Annotated in this window: 16 protein-coding genes; 10 read left to right on the top strand and 6 right to left on the bottom strand. The window is 45.8% G+C overall.

Annotation, left to right across the window (positions count from 1 at the left end):
* Positions 1-145 precede the first annotated feature (145 nt).
* Positions 146-1,027 (top strand): Spy/CpxP family protein refolding chaperone, encoded by an 882-nt coding sequence (locus BIZ39_RS15140; RefSeq protein WP_187447361.1) that lies wholly within the window; start codon positions 146-148, stop codon positions 1,025-1,027.
* A gap of 54 nt (positions 1,028-1,081) precedes the next feature.
* On the opposite strand, the gene BIZ39_RS15135 is transcribed toward BIZ39_RS15140, so the two are convergent.
* Together BIZ39_RS15135 and BIZ39_RS15130 are read right to left on the bottom strand one after the other, a co-directional pair.
* Complete coding sequence (locus BIZ39_RS15135; RefSeq protein ID WP_187447360.1) at positions 1,082-2,335, bottom strand: flagellar assembly protein T N-terminal domain-containing protein; 1,254 nt, start codon at positions 2,333-2,335, stop codon at positions 1,082-1,084.
* 5 nt (positions 2,336-2,340) lie between these two features.
* A complete protein-coding gene (locus tag BIZ39_RS15130) occupies positions 2,341-3,090 on the bottom strand; it encodes a flagellar basal body L-ring protein FlgH (RefSeq protein WP_014948056.1) in 750 nt (249 codons plus the stop codon).
* A gap of 161 nt (positions 3,091-3,251) precedes the next feature.
* Between BIZ39_RS15130 and BIZ39_RS15125 the strand changes: the two genes are divergently transcribed.
* Positions 3,252-4,208, top strand: a complete 957-nt coding sequence (locus BIZ39_RS15125; protein ID WP_187447359.1) for a hypothetical protein — start codon at positions 3,252-3,254, stop codon at positions 4,206-4,208.
* 53 nt (positions 4,209-4,261) lie between these two features.
* Here BIZ39_RS15125 and BIZ39_RS15120 read toward each other — a convergent pair whose 3' ends face one another.
* Positions 4,262-4,672, bottom strand: coding sequence for a methylglyoxal synthase (locus BIZ39_RS15120; protein WP_014948054.1), 411 nt, complete (start codon positions 4,670-4,672; stop codon positions 4,262-4,264).
* A 613-nt stretch (positions 4,673-5,285) separates the two neighbouring features.
* Here BIZ39_RS15120 and argC point away from each other — a divergent pair.
* From argC to BIZ39_RS15085, 7 genes are all read left to right on the top strand, one after another.
* Positions 5,286-6,299, top strand: a complete 1,014-nt coding sequence (gene argC, locus BIZ39_RS15115; RefSeq protein WP_187447358.1) for an N-acetyl-gamma-glutamyl-phosphate reductase — start codon at positions 5,286-5,288, stop codon at positions 6,297-6,299.
* Positions 6,296-7,141: an acetylglutamate kinase gene (gene argB / locus BIZ39_RS15110; RefSeq protein WP_187447357.1), complete on the top strand. Its 846-nt coding sequence runs from the start codon at positions 6,296-6,298 to the stop codon at positions 7,139-7,141. The genes argC and argB overlap by 4 nt, the downstream gene beginning before the upstream one ends.
* Positions 7,138-8,049 carry an ornithine carbamoyltransferase gene (locus tag BIZ39_RS15105; protein ID WP_187447356.1) on the top strand — a complete coding sequence of 304 codons (912 nt, stop codon included), beginning with the start codon at positions 7,138-7,140 and terminating at the stop codon, positions 8,047-8,049. The genes argB and BIZ39_RS15105 overlap by 4 nt, the downstream gene beginning before the upstream one ends.
* A 37-nt stretch (positions 8,050-8,086) precedes the next feature.
* The gene (locus BIZ39_RS15100) at positions 8,087-9,298 is read left to right on the top strand and encodes an argininosuccinate synthase (RefSeq protein ID WP_110289422.1); all 1,212 of its coding nucleotides are present in this window, start codon (positions 8,087-8,089) and stop codon (positions 9,296-9,298) included.
* A gap of 53 nt (positions 9,299-9,351) precedes the next feature.
* Complete coding sequence (gene argH / locus BIZ39_RS15095) at positions 9,352-10,734, top strand: argininosuccinate lyase (RefSeq protein ID WP_187447355.1); 1,383 nt, start codon at positions 9,352-9,354, stop codon at positions 10,732-10,734.
* Between the two features lie 18 nt (positions 10,735-10,752).
* Entirely contained in the window at positions 10,753-12,063 is a 1,311-nt protein-coding gene (argA, locus tag BIZ39_RS15090) for an amino-acid N-acetyltransferase (protein ID WP_049588331.1), read from the top strand.
* Positions 12,064-12,248: 185 nt separating this feature from the next.
* A complete protein-coding gene (locus BIZ39_RS15085; protein WP_187447354.1) occupies positions 12,249-13,145 on the top strand; it encodes an alpha/beta fold hydrolase in 897 nt (298 codons plus the stop codon).
* A 189-nt stretch (positions 13,146-13,334) separates the two neighbouring features.
* Here the strand turns inward: BIZ39_RS15085 and BIZ39_RS15080 are convergent, their stop codons facing one another.
* The 3 genes from BIZ39_RS15080 to BIZ39_RS15070 all read right to left on the bottom strand — a co-directional run bounded on the left by BIZ39_RS15080 (position 13,335) and on the right by BIZ39_RS15070 (position 15,607).
* Entirely contained in the window at positions 13,335-13,580 is a 246-nt protein-coding gene (locus BIZ39_RS15080) for a DUF4235 domain-containing protein (RefSeq protein WP_187447353.1), read from the bottom strand.
* 120 nt (positions 13,581-13,700) lie between these two features.
* Positions 13,701-13,868 (bottom strand): DUF1328 domain-containing protein, encoded by a 168-nt coding sequence (locus tag BIZ39_RS15075; RefSeq protein WP_014978132.1) that lies wholly within the window; start codon positions 13,866-13,868, stop codon positions 13,701-13,703.
* A gap of 263 nt (positions 13,869-14,131) precedes the next feature.
* Complete coding sequence (locus BIZ39_RS15070; protein WP_187447352.1) at positions 14,132-15,607, bottom strand: catalase; 1,476 nt, start codon at positions 15,605-15,607, stop codon at positions 14,132-14,134.
* A gap of 557 nt (positions 15,608-16,164) precedes the next feature.
* Here BIZ39_RS15070 and BIZ39_RS15065 point away from each other — a divergent pair.
* A complete protein-coding gene (locus BIZ39_RS15065; protein ID WP_262385782.1) occupies positions 16,165-16,572 on the top strand; it encodes a hypothetical protein in 408 nt (135 codons plus the stop codon).
* Positions 16,573-16,783: the final 211 nt, after the last annotated feature.

Here is a 16,783-nt window from a genome sequence, read left to right as displayed (position 1 = left end):
AAAACACTGACAAACGCATACTATATCTTTTCAGACCTTTACAATTACAAAACGGCATCACCTTTACAGAAGCTTTACAGTGTGTTGACTGCTTTTTGTATTTATCACGCTAGGATTAACGTGTCCGAACAAAAAGGAGACGACAATGAAAAAGTTATTAATTGCTAGTGCAACTGTAGCGGCGATTAGCTTAGGTGGACTTGCGTTGGCTCAGCCAGCAGGCCCTGGTATGCGTCACCACGAACCGGTTAAAGAAATTGTTAAACACCTTCGCGGTTTAAGCTTAAGTGACGCACAACGCGAAGAGATAAAAACACTCATAAGCGCATTTAAAGACGCTAACCCTCGACCTGAAAATCACGATAGTGAAAAGCCAAGTTTCGATTTTAAAACTGCTTCTGAGGCACAAATCAGCACCTTTATACAAACTCAACTTGAAGAGCGTGAGTCGAAACACTTTGCGCTTGCGCAACTACGCCACAATATTTTTAACGTGCTAAGTGAAGAGCAGCAAGCGAAAGTCTTGGCACGCGAAGAAAGTAGAGATCAAAAAAGAGCGGCGAGAGGCGATAAGCGACGCAACGCGTCTGACGAGCAAAAGTCACAATTTGTAAAACGTATGGATGATGAAGGCAAAGGCAAAAAATTCCGTGGTCACGGTAAAGGTGAAAGAGGCGACAGAGATCACCAGCGAGATGGCACGCCGTTTAAAGGCATTGACCTGACTGATGATCAACTGGCAAATCTTGCAGAACTTCGTGAATCATTCAAGGATACATCCAAAGCCAATAGAGAAACGTTGCGAAGCTTTAAGGATGCCCAGCGCGATCTGATTAGAAGCTCGTCTTTCTCACAAGACTCTTGGAACGCTCTTGTCGCCCAGTACAAAGACGACCTTGTCAGTGCTGGTGTTGAAAAGGCCAAACAGCGCCAGGCCATGTTTGCAGTACTAACGCCTGAACAGCAAGCTGAGTTAAAAGCGCAGCGCGAAGAAGGTCGAAAGCTACGTGACTTACTGCGTTCTTAGTATTCAGTAACACCCTAACCCACCGTAAAAAGTGCTGGCCCTGGCCAGCCTTTTTTATGGCTGGCTTTCAACCTGCTGACTTTCTTTTAGCCTCCGTTTCGCCGAGAGAGTTAACGGCGTGACAAAATCACCAATATGTACGCTATCACTACCTGACTCCGCTTTAAGCAAGCTGACGTCATCAGCAACTTCATACACCTGCAAAGTCAAAGTCTTCGTTGAAAACAGTCCCGGCTTTCTTGATAAGCCCAATGCAGGCAGCGCCCGTTGCTTAACCAATGAAAACTCATCGCCCACGGCTAACCCACTATTTTTACCCAGATCTATAGCAATGTAGTCAGGCGAGATATCAATGACCTGCGCATAAGTCGTTTCGCACTGAAGTGCCGCGTGAATGTCAGTAATAGCAGCGTGTACCGTATTGAGGACCATGCGGCCAAAATCACTGCGCCACAACAAGCTGTTGCTCATATCCACCGAATAATGTTGAGAAAAGGGCCAATCGGCCTCGCTGTGATAGCTATCATTAAAAATCACCTTGGCTTTGAAAGTGTCGAGCACGTAAACCTGAACGGTAAAATTCCGGCGAAGCGCAACACCATCAGATTCAAATACCGAGGTAGCCTGCGACACCTGTTCGAAAAGAGAAATGTCCTTTACAAACCCGAATACCACAAACTGCTGCCCATATTCACTTCGCAGAAAGGTCGACATAGCCGTTAAATCAATGTCTGACAGACTGGAGGTTAACCAGGTGTTAGCGTTAATAAGGGAAACAGGAATCTGGCTTACATCTCCACTTTGATAAAGACCGTTGAGTTGCTGAGCAAATCGTTGAGACACGTGGCTGCCAAATGAATAGAGCATGCCAGTCGCGGCCTGTTGGGGTGATGTTAAAGGAAATTCTGTCACTAAAATGCGATGGGCAAGTCCGTTGTTAGTGCAATTGAACAGAGGCGTAATGTTTACATTCACCACCACTGTAAGCGCGTCGTCTTTGAGTGTTTCGCTTATGATCTCTACTCTTTGAACTCTGCCCTGAGAACGAATTTCGGCTTTGCTGGAAAGGAGTAGCCCGTCTACCGTAATATCCTGCGCGGAAATGGTACTGCCACTGCGAAAAGCCGCGTCAGCAATGGCATTTTGTATGGCGCTGGTTCTCACGTCGCTAAGTTCTGCGCCAGCGAGTGCCATTGTAGCTTCACCCTGTACCCATTGAGCCCATGCGTGCTGAGTAACCAAAGAAGGAAGTAGTACCAGCAAAGCAGTAAGACTGATGCGTAAGCTTGGCAAAATAGTGCCTTTCATCGCGCTTATCCAAATATTGAAAACAGCTTGCCAATCACCGTTCGCTGCTGATTATCTTGCAGCTCACCCGTACCACTATACTCAATTAACGCGTTGCCGACTTTTGAAGACAATACGGTATTACTTTCATCCACATCTTTTTTTCTGACTTCTCCTGAAAAGCGAATGTATTCTTTTCCTCTGTTCATCGTTATCCACTTTTCACCCGTTACCAGTAAATTCCCTGCCGGCGTTATTCCCGTAACATACACGGTAATGCTGCCACTCATCGAATTTGACTGCTTAGTTTTAGCAGAGCTGGCGAACTCACTGTCCTGTTCGTGCTCCACCTCAACGTCATCTTCGTCAATTCGAATTCCCCCCACTTTTAGTGTGACGGGAGATAAATCAAAGGATGTGTTTTTGTCTGTATTAAAATCGAGCGACTTCTCCGACTGCGTCTGTTCTTCAAGCTTAACTAGAATCATGTCGCCCACTTTGAAGCTTGCGTGGCGTTCATAAAGCCCTACAGAGTGCTCAGGATTAAATAGTGACCCCGTGGGTACATGCAAGGTAGACGTTGGCTCCATCCTAGGGGGTGAGTAGCGTGGATCACCGGGCGACGGCTCTTCCTCAACAGGCTTCACAGCGCGTTGCGACACATTTGGGTTGGTAGGGCTACTTTGAACAACCTGTTCTTCGTCAGTGAGTGTTTGGGCACAACCACCAAGTGTAAAGATTGCGATTAGTGTGTGTATATGGCATCGAACTTTCATGACATTGCTCAGTGTTAATTTTTATGCAGTGTGTAAATTAAGTGCCATCCATGACCTAACAGGAGCAAGTGTAAACGAACAAATTAAAAGAAATCTCGTTCACTTGACTTATTTGCAAAACCTTTACAAATCAAATATATGCCTGCGGGTAAGGGGATGTTATGGCCTTAGAAAACACAACAACTAACACTGCTGAAAATGGCGTCAGCGCACTACTTTCAAAATTTGGTTTACATACTGCTGACATTGAAAATAAATCGTCAAATTCAACAGAAGTAGCCAATGAAGCGGCAACCAGCGGCCAGTCTTTGCCGTCTTTGTTCGCATCGTTACTCGCAATAGAGAATCAACCGAATGAAGCTGACGCAATCGACAGCAAAATATCAGGCGAAGCTAATCTCTCAACACAATCTAATATGCTTACCGGCACAGCCAGCGATGTTCAAGGCGCATTATCTTTGCTTTCTGGTACGAGTAGCGTCAATGGGGTTTTATCGGATGATGCAATTGCCACCATGCAAGGCACGCTGTTAAATGCATTGCAAAACAATGTATTTCAATCGCTAGTTACCAACAATGATACGTCCGTAAATGCTACTACTAGCGTTCTGGGAAATGGTGATAGCAACGCAGCTGCCAATAATCAAAGTGATACTACTCCAACACTCTTCGATAATTTGTATTCCGGCGCTTTCGGAGACGATGGGCTTGATCTTAAAGACGGATTTGATGCGTTAAATATTGCAAATCACCTACCCATAGTTTCGGATATTTATGAAGCAACCACGTCAAATCACACGGCCGCGGCAGCAAGCTTGGCGGGAAGTTTTTTATATGGCGGAATAGGCGGATTAATGTATAACGCTATCGATTTGACCGTAGAGAATGTGACAGGACAAAGCATCTCAAACAATATGTGGTCGATGGGGCAGTCTTTACTCGCGTCAGTTTTTAGCAATCCAAGCATCGACAGTAAGGTAAGTGCTAACATTTCAGGTGCGCCACAAACGCAGGCGAGTGATGCCACCGCATCTATTCAGACTGATGATATAACCGCCGGAATAACCAACAAGGCAGCAGATGCTGCCTACCAGTTCGTTCAACGAGGTTTCAATTAACCTAAAGACCAGCTTCTGCCCACCAAACTACAAGGCCGTTGATTTAACCAATCTTAAAAATTCGGTTTAACTGGCTTGTAGTCGGGTGACAGAAAAAGCGGCGACGTTATTACTAGGTCAGCTGTGGCGGGTGTGCAGGCAACTGGTACATTCCATACCGAACACAGTCGTAGCAGCGCTTTAACGTCAGGGTCGTGAGGCGCTGGGTTTAGCGGATCCCAGAAAAAGAAAAGTGCATCTAGCTTGTTCTCAGCGATGAGTGCTCCTATCTGCTGGTCGCCACCAAGCGGGCCACTTTTGTAGCGCGTAACTTCTAGCCCCGTTTCATTGGCAATTAAACCGCCTGTTGTGCCTGTTCCCACTAAATTACACTGTTTGAGCACATCAATGTGCTGCTTAACCCAAGCAAGTAGCTCAGGCTTTTTATGATCGTGCGCAACAAGCGCCAAGGTAAGTTTGCCCATTTTATTTTCCGAGTTAATCCTAACAACCAATACTCACGGCCACTGTCGACATACGGTAACAATTTACCAGCTTTGCATGGTTAGACACTGTAACTAGTCATATCACGCATTAATGATGAACGACGTGCATTACTGGTAAACATTTCCACTCAACCATATCGTACAGTGAGTATAAATATTCAGTTCTATTGCGTAACTTGTCAACTTACTGTCACAACTATAAATATATTATTAGTTATATTTTTTGTGGCGTAGTCGCTGCAACCACCCAACAAAATATTTATACATTTTTATTGCATAAACATTCAGATTAGATACACTAGTCGACGGTTAAAGCATCCAACTCATAATTTTGAGTTGCGACTTGATAGGAATTGATGATGACACAACCAACTCGCGTTGTTGGTTCAACCACTGGCAACGATAAAGAGTTTACCTCTCCCCTGGCTGGCTACACGATGCATAGCGTACGACGATGCGTGCGCCTTTCTATGCTTTTGCGGTAGCACACTTTTTACCTTTGTGATGTGGTCGCGGTTAGGCAACGAATAACGCCCAACCAGTTTACAAAGGTAAAAAGTGATTTTTTTCTCCTTTTATTGAATTTTTGATTATGTACAACGTTTCAATTATTGGTGCCAGTGGTTACACAGGGGCACAACTCGTTCAGTTGGTTATTCAACACCCAAAACTAGTATTGGCGGGCACTTATGTGTCTGAGAATAGTAGCGACGCGGGTAAGAACATTGCAGAGCTTCACGGCAACTTGGCTCACGTTAATGCCACACTGACGCCTATTTCGGATGCGGCACTAAAAGAAATGGCTGACGGTGTCGATTTTATCTTTCTTGCCACTCCTCACGAGGCGAGCCACGACTGGATGCCTGTCCTATCTTCGGGCAAAGCCAAAGTGCTCGATTTGTCGGGTGCATTCAGGCTAAAAGACACGAATGTCTTCGAACAGTTCTACGGCTTTCCACATACGCAAGAGCAAAGCTTGGCTCAAGCTGTTTACGGCCTTGCCGAGTGGCACGAAGCGCAAATTGCCTCTGCCGACGTTATCGCTGTGCCGGGGTGCTACCCCACGGCGAGCCTTAGTGCACTTAAACCTCTTGCTCACAACAATTTACTAGATGAAAGCGTACGCCCTGTAATTAACGCTGTTTCCGGCGTATCGGGTGCAGGTAGGAAAGCCAGCCTAACCACAAGCTTTTTTGAAGTTAGCCTGCAGGCATATGGCGTGCTAGGTCACCGCCATACCCCTGAAATTGAAGCTTACTTGGGTACCCCCGTTATCTTTACGCCGCACTTAGGTAATTTTAAAAGAGGAATTTTGGCGACCGTAACCGTTAAGGTTAAAGCTGGTACCACCAGCGCACAACTTGAACAAGCGTACACTGACGCCTATGCTGATAAACCCATTGTGCGTTTGCGCAAGAGTTTTCCAAAAATTGATGACGTTGCTCATACCCCATTTGTTGATCTGCATTGGAAGTTAGATGAAGCATCTGGATACGCAGTGATTACCGCTGCAATCGACAACGTAATGAAAGGTGCTGCCTCTCAGGCAATACAGTGCCTTAACATAATGACGAAACAACCAGTAGAGACAGGGTTAGTACTATGAGTGTTTCACCAATTGTAATTAAAGTTGGCGGTGCATTACTCGACGACACCGCCGCAATGACACGTTTATTTCTAAGCGTAAAAGACGTGCAGGCCACACGCCCCGTTGTAGTGGTTCACGGAGGCGGACCATTAGTGGAAACGCTAATGGCGAGTCTTGGTCTTCAAAGCACAAAAATAGATGGCCTTCGGGTTACGCCCGATGAACATATGCCTTATATCTGCGGAGCGCTTGCAGGCTCTGCCAATAAGCAACTATGCGCAGCGGCTTTGGCTTCAGGCTTAACCCCTGTTGGTTTGTCGTTGTTAGACGGTAATATGGTGGTGTGTGAGCCTCTAGCTGACCAGTATGGTGCCGTGGGCGTGCCGTCAACAGCAGATGCATCATTTCTAAAAAGCGTATTAGCCCAGTCAACACTACCGGTTATCAGTTCTATTGGTTCAAGCCCACAAGGCAGATTACTAAATGTAAACGCCGACCAAGCCGCAACGGTTATTGCCGAGCTTCTTAACGCTGAACTTTTACTCCTTTCCAATGTTGACGGTGTGCTTGATGGTGACAAATTGCTAATTAGCGAACTTAACGCAGCAAGCATATTGAAGTACGCAGATGAAGGCGTTATCACCGACGGGATGAAAGTAAAAGTGGATGCGGCACTCGCGTCTGCAGAGAATTTAGGCCGCGCAGTTTACATCGCGAGTTGGGCCGCCGACATCAACGACATTTTAAATAAGAAAACGGGCACGCAAATACTGCCCTCAGCACTGACAAATACACCGTCAAAAAACGCTGATTTACCCCACACCGACTTAACGAAAGGCAATGCCGGAGAAGTACAATGAAACAGGACCTACTAACCTTTGCAGACTGGACACCCGACGCAATGAAAAACTTGCTGCAATTGGCTGTAGAAATTAAACAAGCCCCAGCAAGTTACAGCAACGTGCTAGCGGGGAAGTCAATTGTTGCCCTGTTTGAAAAGCCGTCTTTGCGAACCCGCGTTAGCTTCGATATTGGTATCAACAAGCTTGGCGGCCACATGGTGTATTTAGATGTGCAGTCGGGCAAATTAGCAGGCCGTGAAGACGCAGTAGACACCGCCGCTAACCTTGCGTGCTGGGCTGACGCCATTGTTGCTCGCGTATTTTCTCACGATACGCTAGAAACCTTTTCTAAGGCGGCAAACGTGCCGGTTATCAATGCGCTGTGCGATAAGTACCACCCATGCCAAGGCCTTGCCGACTACCTCACAATGTTTGAACGCTTCGGCAAAACCGAAGGTCTTACCATGGCCTATGTAGGCGACGGCAACAATGTAACCCATTCTCTGTTAATTGTTGGGGCGCTTCTGGGTTGCAACCAAATTGTAGTCACGCCAGAGGGGCACGAAGCGGCACCTGAAATTGTGGCGCAAGCCAAAGCGATTGCCGAGAAAACGGGTGTATCGATTGTTGAAAGCACAGAGCTTAGTGCTGCTAACGGTGCAGACGTTATCTATGCAGATACATGGCTTTCAATGGGTGACGAGACGCCACTTGAAGTGATCAAAGAAAAGTTCATGCCTTATCAGGTAAACGAAGCGTTGATGGAAGCAACCGGTGCTAGCTACGTTATGCACTGCCAACCTGCCCATCGCGATTTAGAAATTACGGGCTCGTTGATTGATAGCGATAAATCGCTATTAATGCAGCAAGCCGAAAATAGAATGCATGGCCAAAACGCCATTCTTACTCAATTACTTAACGCTTAAAAAGACGCCTACAAAGACGCTTAGAAGGATTATTTAGATGCAAAACGTTAAAAAAATCGTGCTGGCCTATTCAGGCGGGCTTGATACATCAGCCATCATTCCATGGCTTAAAGAAAACTATGGCTGTGAAGTTGTCGCGTTTGCAGCAGATGTGGGTCAAGGTGATGAAGAACTAGAAGGGCTTCATGAAAAAGCTATCGCATCTGGCGCAAGCGAATGCCACATTGTTGATTTGAAAGAAGAGTTCGTAAGCGAATATATCTTCCCAACTATTACTACAGGTGCAGTTTACGAAGGTGAATACCTACTGGGTACGTCAATGGCACGCCCGGTCATCGCCAAAGCGCAAGTTGAGATTGCGCGCAAAGTAGGTGCCGACGCACTATGCCATGGCTGTACAGGTAAAGGTAACGATCAGGTCCGCTTTGAAAGTACCTTTGCTGCCCTAGCCCCAGACCTTACGGTAATCGCGCCATGGCGTGAATGGGACATGGTAAGCCGTGAAGATCTATTGGCTTATCTAGCTGAGCGCAATATTCCAACCACGGCATCAGCAACCAAAATTTACAGCCGCGATGCAAACGCATGGCACATTTCACACGAAGGTGGCGAGCTTGAAGATCCATGGCAAGAGCCTACCAAGCAAGTGTGGACCATGACCGTTGATCCTGAAGATGCACCTGATACTCCAGAGCGCGTAACCCTGTCTTTTGACGAAGGTAAACTGACTCATGTTGATGGTGAGGCACTCTCGCCGTATCAAGCGCTAGTTAAACTTAATACTGTTGCTGCGGCGCATGGTGTTGGACGTATCGACATTGTTGAGAACCGCCTTGTAGGTATGAAGTCACGCGGCTGTTATGAAACCCCAGGAGGCACCGTACTTCTTAAAGCGTATAAAGCCCTAGAAACTATGGTGCTAGATAAAGCTGCGCTTAAATACCGTGAGCAGATTGGTCTTGAGTTCTCACACGTGATGTACGACGGCCGTTGGTTCACTGCCCTTAACGATGCACTGCTTGCTGGCGCTGCGTCTTTTGCTAAGAAAGTGACAGGCGATATCGTGGTTAAGCTTTATAAAGGCCAAGCTACGGTTACCCAGCGTAAATCGCCGAACAGCCTTTACTCTGAAGACTTTGCCACCTTTGGTGCTGACGATGTTTACGACCAGAAGCACGCTGAAGGCTTTATCCGCCTGTTCAGCCTTTCAAGTCGTATTGAAGCACTGAAAAAACAAGGTGAACAATAAGCTTTACCTACAAAAGTAAAGCTTAAATCAGAACAGCATTTAAGGAGCATCACATGGCGTTGTGGGGTGGCCGGTTTGAATCCGGTGCAAGTAGTATGTTTAAACAGGTTAACGATTCGCTGCCGTTTGACCAAGTTATGGCAAGCCAAGATATTCAAGGCTCTATCAGTTGGTCGCGTGCGCTGCAAAAAGCAGGCGTATTGGCCGTTGATGAACAAGCCCAGCTTGAGTCTGCATTGAGCGAGTTAAAAGCGAAAGCTGATGCAGGTGAACTAGACTTTAACGCATCTAGCGAAGAAGACATTCACAGCTTTGTTGAAGCAGCGCTTATAGAGAAGCTTGGTGACATTGGTCGTAAGCTTCATACCGGGCGTAGCCGAAACGATCAGGTTGCCACCGACTTTCGCTTGTGGGTACGTGAACATATTGCCTCACTTCGCGCTGATGTTTTAGGTGTAATAAAGTCGCTTCTTAATGCCGCTAGCCGTTATCAAGAAGCGATAATCCCAGGTTACACCCACTTACAGCGTGCACAGCCTATTCACTTTGCACACTGGTGCTTGGCTTATGTTGAAATGCTAAAGCGTGACTTAAGCCGTTTAGACGACTTGAAAGTACGCATGAATCAGTGCCCTTTAGGTTCAGGCGCATTGGCAGGTACTACTTTCCCTGTAGACCGTCACGCCATTGCTGAAGAACTGGGTTTTGATTCTCCATGCCTAAACAGCCTAGACGCAGTGTCTGACAGAGACTTTGTGCTAGAGCTTTTATTTGTAGCCAGCACTAGCATGATGCACTTGTCTCGTCTTGCCGAAGACATGATTTTCTATAACTCTGGCGAAGCAGGATTCTTACAGCTTGGCGATAGCGTAACCTCTGGTTCATCGCTTATGCCGCAGAAGAAAAACCCTGATGCGCTTGAATTAATGCGCGGCAAATGTGGCCGTGTGTTTGGTTCTTTACAGGCACTATTAGTTACCATGAAAGGCCTTCCTCTTGCCTACAACAAAGACATGCAAGAAGACAAAGAAGGCGCTATCGATACGGTTAATCAGTGGCATATTTGTTTATGTATTGTCAGCGAAGTGCTTGACTCACTACAGCTAAACGAAGAGCGCTGTCGTGTTGCGGCAACCCAAGGGTTCTCTAACGCCACTGAACTTGCCGATTATCTGGTAGGTAAAGGTGTACCGTTTAGAACAGGCCACGATATTGCAGGACGCGTTGTGCTTCAGGCCATCGACAAAGGCTGTGCCATTGAAGATTTACCACTAAGCGACATGCAGGCTATTTGCGATAAAATTGAAGACGACGTATACCCGGTACTACAGCTAGAGTACGGCGTGAATCAACGCAATATCTTGGGCGGCACCAGCAAAGAAACCGTGACGAAAGCACTGTATCAAGAGCTGGAAGACTTGGATAAGCAAGGGTAGCGACAAGGAACTGCTTAGATGGTATTAGCGCATCATGACGGCATAAAACTGTTTCGCAGTTCACTGCCCTATATTAATGCTCACCAGGGAAAGACCTTCGTTTTGATGTTCGGTGGCGAAGCCATCGAACATCCTAATTTCCCTAATATTATTCACGACATTGCCCTGCTTAACAGCTTGGGCGTGCGCGTGGTCGTAGTGCACGGTGCCCGCCCACAGATTGATCAGCGCGTTGCCCTTCGCAACATCGAAGGTCGCTTTGAAAGCGGTGTACGCATTACCGACAAACAAACCCTTGAGTGCGTTAAAGATGCCGCCGGCTCGGTACGCTCTCAGGTAGAAGCCTTATTGACTATGGGGCTACCAAACTCACCTATGCACGGCTCGCAAATACGCGTGTGCTCGGGCAACTTGGTCGTTGCCAAGCCAATGGGCGTGCGAGGCGGCGTTGATTTTGAAAACACCGGTTTAGTGCGTCGTATTGATACGACCGGCATTAACGATCATTTAAACGATGGCTCAATTGTGCTGCTATCGCCTATGGGCTATTCATCAACGGGAGAAGTGTTTAACTTATCTCACGAAGATGTAGCTACGCAGGCGGCTATAGCCCTTAAAGCTGACAAGCTGATCGTATTTTCGAATTTTGATGGCGTATACAACCGCGAAGGTCGTTTACTTCGCACCATTGAACGCCCTCAATTAGAACAGCTTATCATGGCAGGCGACATTACCACTGAAGATACGGTGTTGAGCGCCCTCACCACCAGCGTTGCTGCAGGTGTTCCCCGTGCCCACTGCATCAGCTTTGAAAAGGACGGTGCCTTGCTTCAAGAGCTGTTCACTCGCGACGGTACGGGCTCGCTAGTAATGGAACATCATTATGAACAACTGCGTGCAGCGACCATCGAAGATGTGGGCGGTATCTTAAAGCTGATAAAACCACTAGAAGAAAGCGGCGTATTGGTAAAGCGTTCTCGTGAGCGTCTAGAGAACGAAATTAACCAGTTTATAGTGATAGTGCGCGACGGCATGATCATCGCCTGTGCAGCCTTGTATTTATACCCTGAAGACGGCTGTGCCGAGTTAGCCTGCGTGGCAACCCATCAAGACTATCGAGGCAAAAACCGTGGCGAACGGATTTTAGATGAAGTGCGCGCCCGTGCTAAAGAAGCCGGTATTAACAGCATTTTTGTACTGACCACAGTTACCGCACACTGGTTTTTAGAGCAAGGGTTTGAACCTGCTGACATAAGTGCGCTACCTGCCGTAAAGAAAGAGCTGTATAACTTCCAGCGTAATTCTAAGGTGTTCACTTTGAACGTGTGAGGAAATCTTTTTTAAAGCGTGCATGCTATGGCGTACTTATCCCAGCTACGCGATAGCATTTGCGTGTTCAGCGCACATACCTTTTCGCTTAGCGCCAATTATCAGCAAAATAAATAGTCAAAATATTGCATTTTATTCATGCAAAAGGTTTACTGGTTTGACCAGATGAGTTCACGAGACTTTCCATGTCGAGCACTTCAAAGCAATACGCTACCGCCATTAGCATCCAAGTAGAAGATATCACCATTGTCTGTGCGGATAACACGCCGCTTGCAGCTTCCCTTTTCTCTCCAACCACTTCCCCTAAAGCTGCAGTTATGATTGGCCCTGCAACGGGTATAAAACGGCAATTCTACAGCGCTTTTGCCGCCTATTTATGTGAACAAGGCTTTGGTGTTATCACCTTCGATAACAGAGGTATTGGCGGTTCGGTAAAAAGCAGCGTTAAACAAAGCGATGCGACGTTGGTAACATGGGGCGAGCAAGATATGCCAGCGGTGCTAGAGACATTGAAAATTCATTTCCCTAACGTCCCCTACTTTCTTGTTGGTCATAGTGCAGGTGGTCAGCTGCTGGGTTTGATGCATAATGTGCACGACCTTACTGCCTTTTGTAATTTTGGTAGCTCTTCGGGCAGTCTGAGAAACATGCGTAAAAGCTATTTGCTAAAAGCCCATTTCTTCATGAATTTCTACATTCCCGTGAGTAATTTACTGTTCGGCCATACTAAATCTCAGTGGGTAGGCATGGGAGAGCCACTACCTAAAAAAGTGGCCCGCCAGTGGCAAAAATGGTGTAACGGTAAAGGCTACGTAAAAACAGGCTTTGGCAGTGATGTTAACGAGCACCACTACAACACCATTCAGATACCTTCTAAATGGCTGCTCGCCAATGACGACGATATTGCTAATATTCATAACGTTCACGATATGATTAGCGTTTTCCCCAATATGGAAGCAGAAGTTGAGGAGCTAGATCCACAGGCCTATGACGTAAAAGAAATAGGTCACATGAAGTTTTTTTCCCGTAAATGTCACCATTTATGGCCTAAGGTTACCGATTATTTTAATCAGTATGTGTGAGTCAACACGTTGTTGCGGCATCGTGACAACGTGATTCTGTTTGCTAACAATACTTACTTAGAGAATACGTTGTATCAGCACGGAATTAGTAACCGTTTTACTTGGAACAATTGGAAAGAACGTGCGCTTCAAGCCATTCGCCTGCACGTTTTCGCCCGTATAGCAACTCAACAGCACAACTTTGTTGTGCTACTTTGGATTACGCTTGTCCAGTGCATATTGAACAGCCATCCGTGCAAGACCTGCTCCAATGCCAGACACCACAGCCCAAGTAACGGCTTCTTTAAGGTCTGTATTTTCACTTTGTTTATCTTTAGGTGCAGGTTGATCAATTACCTTTTCCCAAGACTTTTGCAGCGTTTTTCTCGCAAGAATTCCTGCAGACGCTGCGGCGAGTCCAATGCCTACGTTCGTAATGAACTGTTTATTACTCACGGTAGCCTCCATTAGTTTTGTCCGCTGATGTGGCTAAAGATAAAAAACAGCCGCCTACTACCAAACGACTAACAGCTGTCTTTTTCTATTCGTAATATGAAGTTTAGATCAGGCCGTGATTCAACTTTTGCCCCTAACCAAATTCATGACAACTGAAATAATCAGTAAAATAACGAAAACACCAAATATAATTTTGGCAATACCCGCTGCAGAGCCAGCGATTCCACCAAATCCTAAAACCGCAGCAATTAATGCTACAACTAAAAATATTAAAGCCCAACGTAACATAATGTATCTCCTTATTTCATCATTTAAAGTCGTTCAGTATTCTAGTAGCAAACCATGGGCCTATTTGAGACTTGATATTAGCTATCACGCAGCCCATAAGGCTTACAGGCTGATTATAGTTAATGAAAGGAAATGCGTTTTATCGCTGCCGTGACTCTTATTTCAAAATATTCAGGCTTTCTTACCTTTAAAATTGTAAATATTTCTCGAATACAAAGAATCAGAGTAATTTTCATTAATTAACTCTGATTCCCCCACAATTACTATTTATTTGCTACCGCTTTTCTTACCCGTTCGCCATAGTCGCTATCAGCTAGGTCGTATTGCACGAACATGGCTTCCTGCACGTCTTGTGTTGCTTGGCTTAGGCCGTCAGCAATATTATTCACCAGCTGCTGTTTTTGATCTTCACTCATAATGCGGTAAAGGTCACCGGCCTGTGAGTAGTTATCTTCGTCACGGTTATCGTAAATATCTAACCATGCGTCTTGCTCTAGCGGCATAGGCGGCTCTTGAACCTCTGGTGCTTCAGCCGGCTCACCAACTCGCGCGCGATTATTTGGATAGAAGTTGGCTCCACTTCCTGCAAGTGCTGGGTTAATTCCCGCAAAGGCTCCATCTCGTTGATAGTTGTGCACTGGACAACGAGGCGCGTTTACCGGTATTTGGTTGTAGTTTGCACCAATGCGGTATCTGTGCGCATCTTGATATCCAATTAGTCGCGCTTGAAGCATTCTGTCTGGCGACGCACCAATACCCGGTACCAAATTGCTCGGCGCGAACGCTGCTTGCTCAGTTTCTGCAAAGTAGTTATCAACATTACGGTTTAACTCCAACTGCCCTACTTCAATTAATGGAAAGTCGCTGTGAGGCCACACCTTCGTTAGATCAAACGGGTTAATGTGGTAATTACGCGCTTCCTCTTCATTCATAATCTGCACATTTACGGTCCACGATGGAAATTCGCCGTTATCAATGCTTTCGACCAAGTCTTGCTGAGCGCCATAAGCAGGCATCTTTGCCGCTTCTTCGCTAGTTAGCGTTTTAATACCTTGGTTAGTTTTAAAGTGCCATTTCACCCAATAGCGTTCGCCTGCGTTATTCCAGAAACTCAACGTATGAGAGCTATAGCCATTCACATGGCGATATGAAAGTGGAATACCGCGATCAGACATCAAGATTGTCGATTGGTGTAATGACTGAGGGTTGTTCGCCCAAAACTCATACACGGCCTGCGGATCCGGCAAATTCGTACGCGGGTTTTTCTTTTGACTGTGAATGAAGTCAGGAAACTTGATGCCATCTCGTAAGAAGAATACCGGAGTATTATTTCCTACCATGTCCCAGTTTCCCTGTTCGGTATAAAACTTCACTGAGAAACCACGAGGATCACGGGCATAGTCACTTGAATCCTGACCACCACCTACGGTAGAAAAGCGCAAAAACACGTCGGTTTTTTGCCCCTCTTTTTGCAGAAAGTCTGCAATAGTGTAGTCAGATAAGCTCTTAGTTAGCGTAAAGGTGCCATATGCAGCACTGCCCCTTGCGTGAACTACACGCTCTGGAATTCGCTCGCGATTAAAGTGCGCAAGCTTCTCAAACAAATAATGGTTGTCGAAAGTAACCGGCCCGCGTGGCCCCGCTGTTCGACTCTGATTATCATTGGCAACGGGCGCACCATTGCTAGACGTTAGCGTAGTAGGTTTTATAGCTGCACCTGAAAATGGACACTTACTCATTGCGAATTCCTTCTGTTTATTTCTCACCGATTTTTAGTCTTACTAAAATTGGGTGTCAGTGTGTGATTAAAGAAATGGTGTTAATCACGCTTTTCGTTTAAACAGATAGTCGCTGATTTAATAAAACAATTAAAACGAACAAAATAGATAGTTATAATCGTAATTACTGAATCTTTGTCCAAAATTGGTTTCATGCTTAGAATACATTGATGTGGTGTTATCGAGACAGCAAATACGCGAGGCTTTTTATGTCGCTGTATTTAATGTCAGGTAAGCGTTAAGCGGCGTCTCTCCTGTTATTAAGCCAGCACCAGGACGCTTTAAGGCCACAGCACATTTGTCTCTCTGCGTATTACTTTTTTGCAATGAAAGTCTAGCTTAGATCTTTGTCTGTAACTAAAGAGACAAACGTTTGTCTAATGCAAAGGGCTTGAGACATGGCAAAGCCACTCATCTTCATTACTGGTTTTTTAATGCTGTGCATTATCACTTTTGCGTCTTGAAAAACCTTTGAAACATTAAGCCATTTCAACGATAAAAATAACGAGCTTTCTTTTATGGGCAGCTCAGGATGGCAATGGCACAACAAATCTCAGGGGCTTCAAATAAAACGAGTCGATGGCTATTTGCCTGCGCTGAGAAAAGTATCTAAGAGCAAAGAATATGCATCGCTCATTACTATTACAGAAAGCGGCAGCTATCGCGGCTTTGTGTTTTTCGACCAAGATTGTGAAGAAGGCACTATTGTCTCTGAGAAAGTAACTTACGCCGATACCAAATCACTACAAATTGAAGTGTTGCACTGCCTTCATGGAAAGCTGGTGTATATGAAAAATTGGCCGGCAGTACCCAGTGAACGCTGGCGAGGTCGTGTGGGCAATTTTGAATTTAATGAAGCTTTGAATGAGTGGGATTTCACGCCACTTCAAAAAGCCTATTTAAAGAGTGTTGCAGAGCTCATCTGAAAATTGGGGTCAGAGTACTTTTTTAATCCATCGGGCCAGAGTAAGTTCTGCTCCCGCTTTATGTTGATGCCCTTTGTTAGCCATTCTGATGCTAAAAGACGATTAACCAAAATAATGTACTCTGACCCTGAGGTATCCCCACAAATAATATTGCGATATCAATAAGATAAAAAAGATAGGAACATTCATGACGTTTGGTGATCAGATCAAT

The organism is Alteromonas sp. BZK5, assembly GCF_014349115.1.
GTDB classification, from domain to species: domain Bacteria; phylum Pseudomonadota; class Gammaproteobacteria; order Enterobacterales; family Alteromonadaceae; genus Alteromonas; species Alteromonas macleodii.
The sequence above is the reverse complement of the archived record's forward strand: the minus strand, read 5'-3'. Positions and strand labels throughout refer to the sequence as shown.

What these genes read in the sequence shown, in the direction of transcription:
- BIZ39_RS15140 (WP_187447361.1), top strand. Translation starts at nt 146, where the DNA reads ATGAAAAAGTTATTAATTGCTAGTGCAACTGTAGCGGCGATTAGCTTA.
- BIZ39_RS15135 (WP_187447360.1), bottom strand. Translation starts at nt 2,335, where the DNA reads ATGAAAGGCACTATTTTGCCAAGCTTACGCATCAGTCTTACTGCTTTG.
- BIZ39_RS15130 (WP_014948056.1), bottom strand. Translation starts at nt 3,090, where the DNA reads ATGAAAGTTCGATGCCATATACACACACTAATCGCAATCTTTACACTT.
- BIZ39_RS15125 (WP_187447359.1), top strand. Translation starts at nt 3,252, where the DNA reads ATGGCCTTAGAAAACACAACAACTAACACTGCTGAAAATGGCGTCAGC.
- BIZ39_RS15120 (WP_014948054.1), bottom strand. Translation starts at nt 4,672, where the DNA reads ATGGGCAAACTTACCTTGGCGCTTGTTGCGCACGATCATAAAAAGCCT.
- argC (WP_187447358.1), top strand. Translation starts at nt 5,286, where the DNA reads ATGTACAACGTTTCAATTATTGGTGCCAGTGGTTACACAGGGGCACAA.
- argB (WP_187447357.1), top strand. Translation starts at nt 6,296, where the DNA reads ATGAGTGTTTCACCAATTGTAATTAAAGTTGGCGGTGCATTACTCGAC.
- BIZ39_RS15105 (WP_187447356.1), top strand. Translation starts at nt 7,138, where the DNA reads ATGAAACAGGACCTACTAACCTTTGCAGACTGGACACCCGACGCAATG.
- BIZ39_RS15100 (WP_110289422.1), top strand. Translation starts at nt 8,087, where the DNA reads ATGCAAAACGTTAAAAAAATCGTGCTGGCCTATTCAGGCGGGCTTGAT.
- argH (WP_187447355.1), top strand. Translation starts at nt 9,352, where the DNA reads ATGGCGTTGTGGGGTGGCCGGTTTGAATCCGGTGCAAGTAGTATGTTT.
- argA (WP_049588331.1), top strand. Translation starts at nt 10,753, where the DNA reads ATGGTATTAGCGCATCATGACGGCATAAAACTGTTTCGCAGTTCACTG.
- BIZ39_RS15085 (WP_187447354.1), top strand. Translation starts at nt 12,249, where the DNA reads ATGTCGAGCACTTCAAAGCAATACGCTACCGCCATTAGCATCCAAGTA.
- BIZ39_RS15075 (WP_014978132.1), bottom strand. Translation starts at nt 13,868, where the DNA reads ATGTTACGTTGGGCTTTAATATTTTTAGTTGTAGCATTAATTGCTGCG.
- BIZ39_RS15070 (WP_187447352.1), bottom strand. Translation starts at nt 15,607, where the DNA reads ATGAGTAAGTGTCCATTTTCAGGTGCAGCTATAAAACCTACTACGCTA.
- BIZ39_RS15065 (WP_262385782.1), top strand. Translation starts at nt 16,165, where the DNA reads ATGGGCAGCTCAGGATGGCAATGGCACAACAAATCTCAGGGGCTTCAA.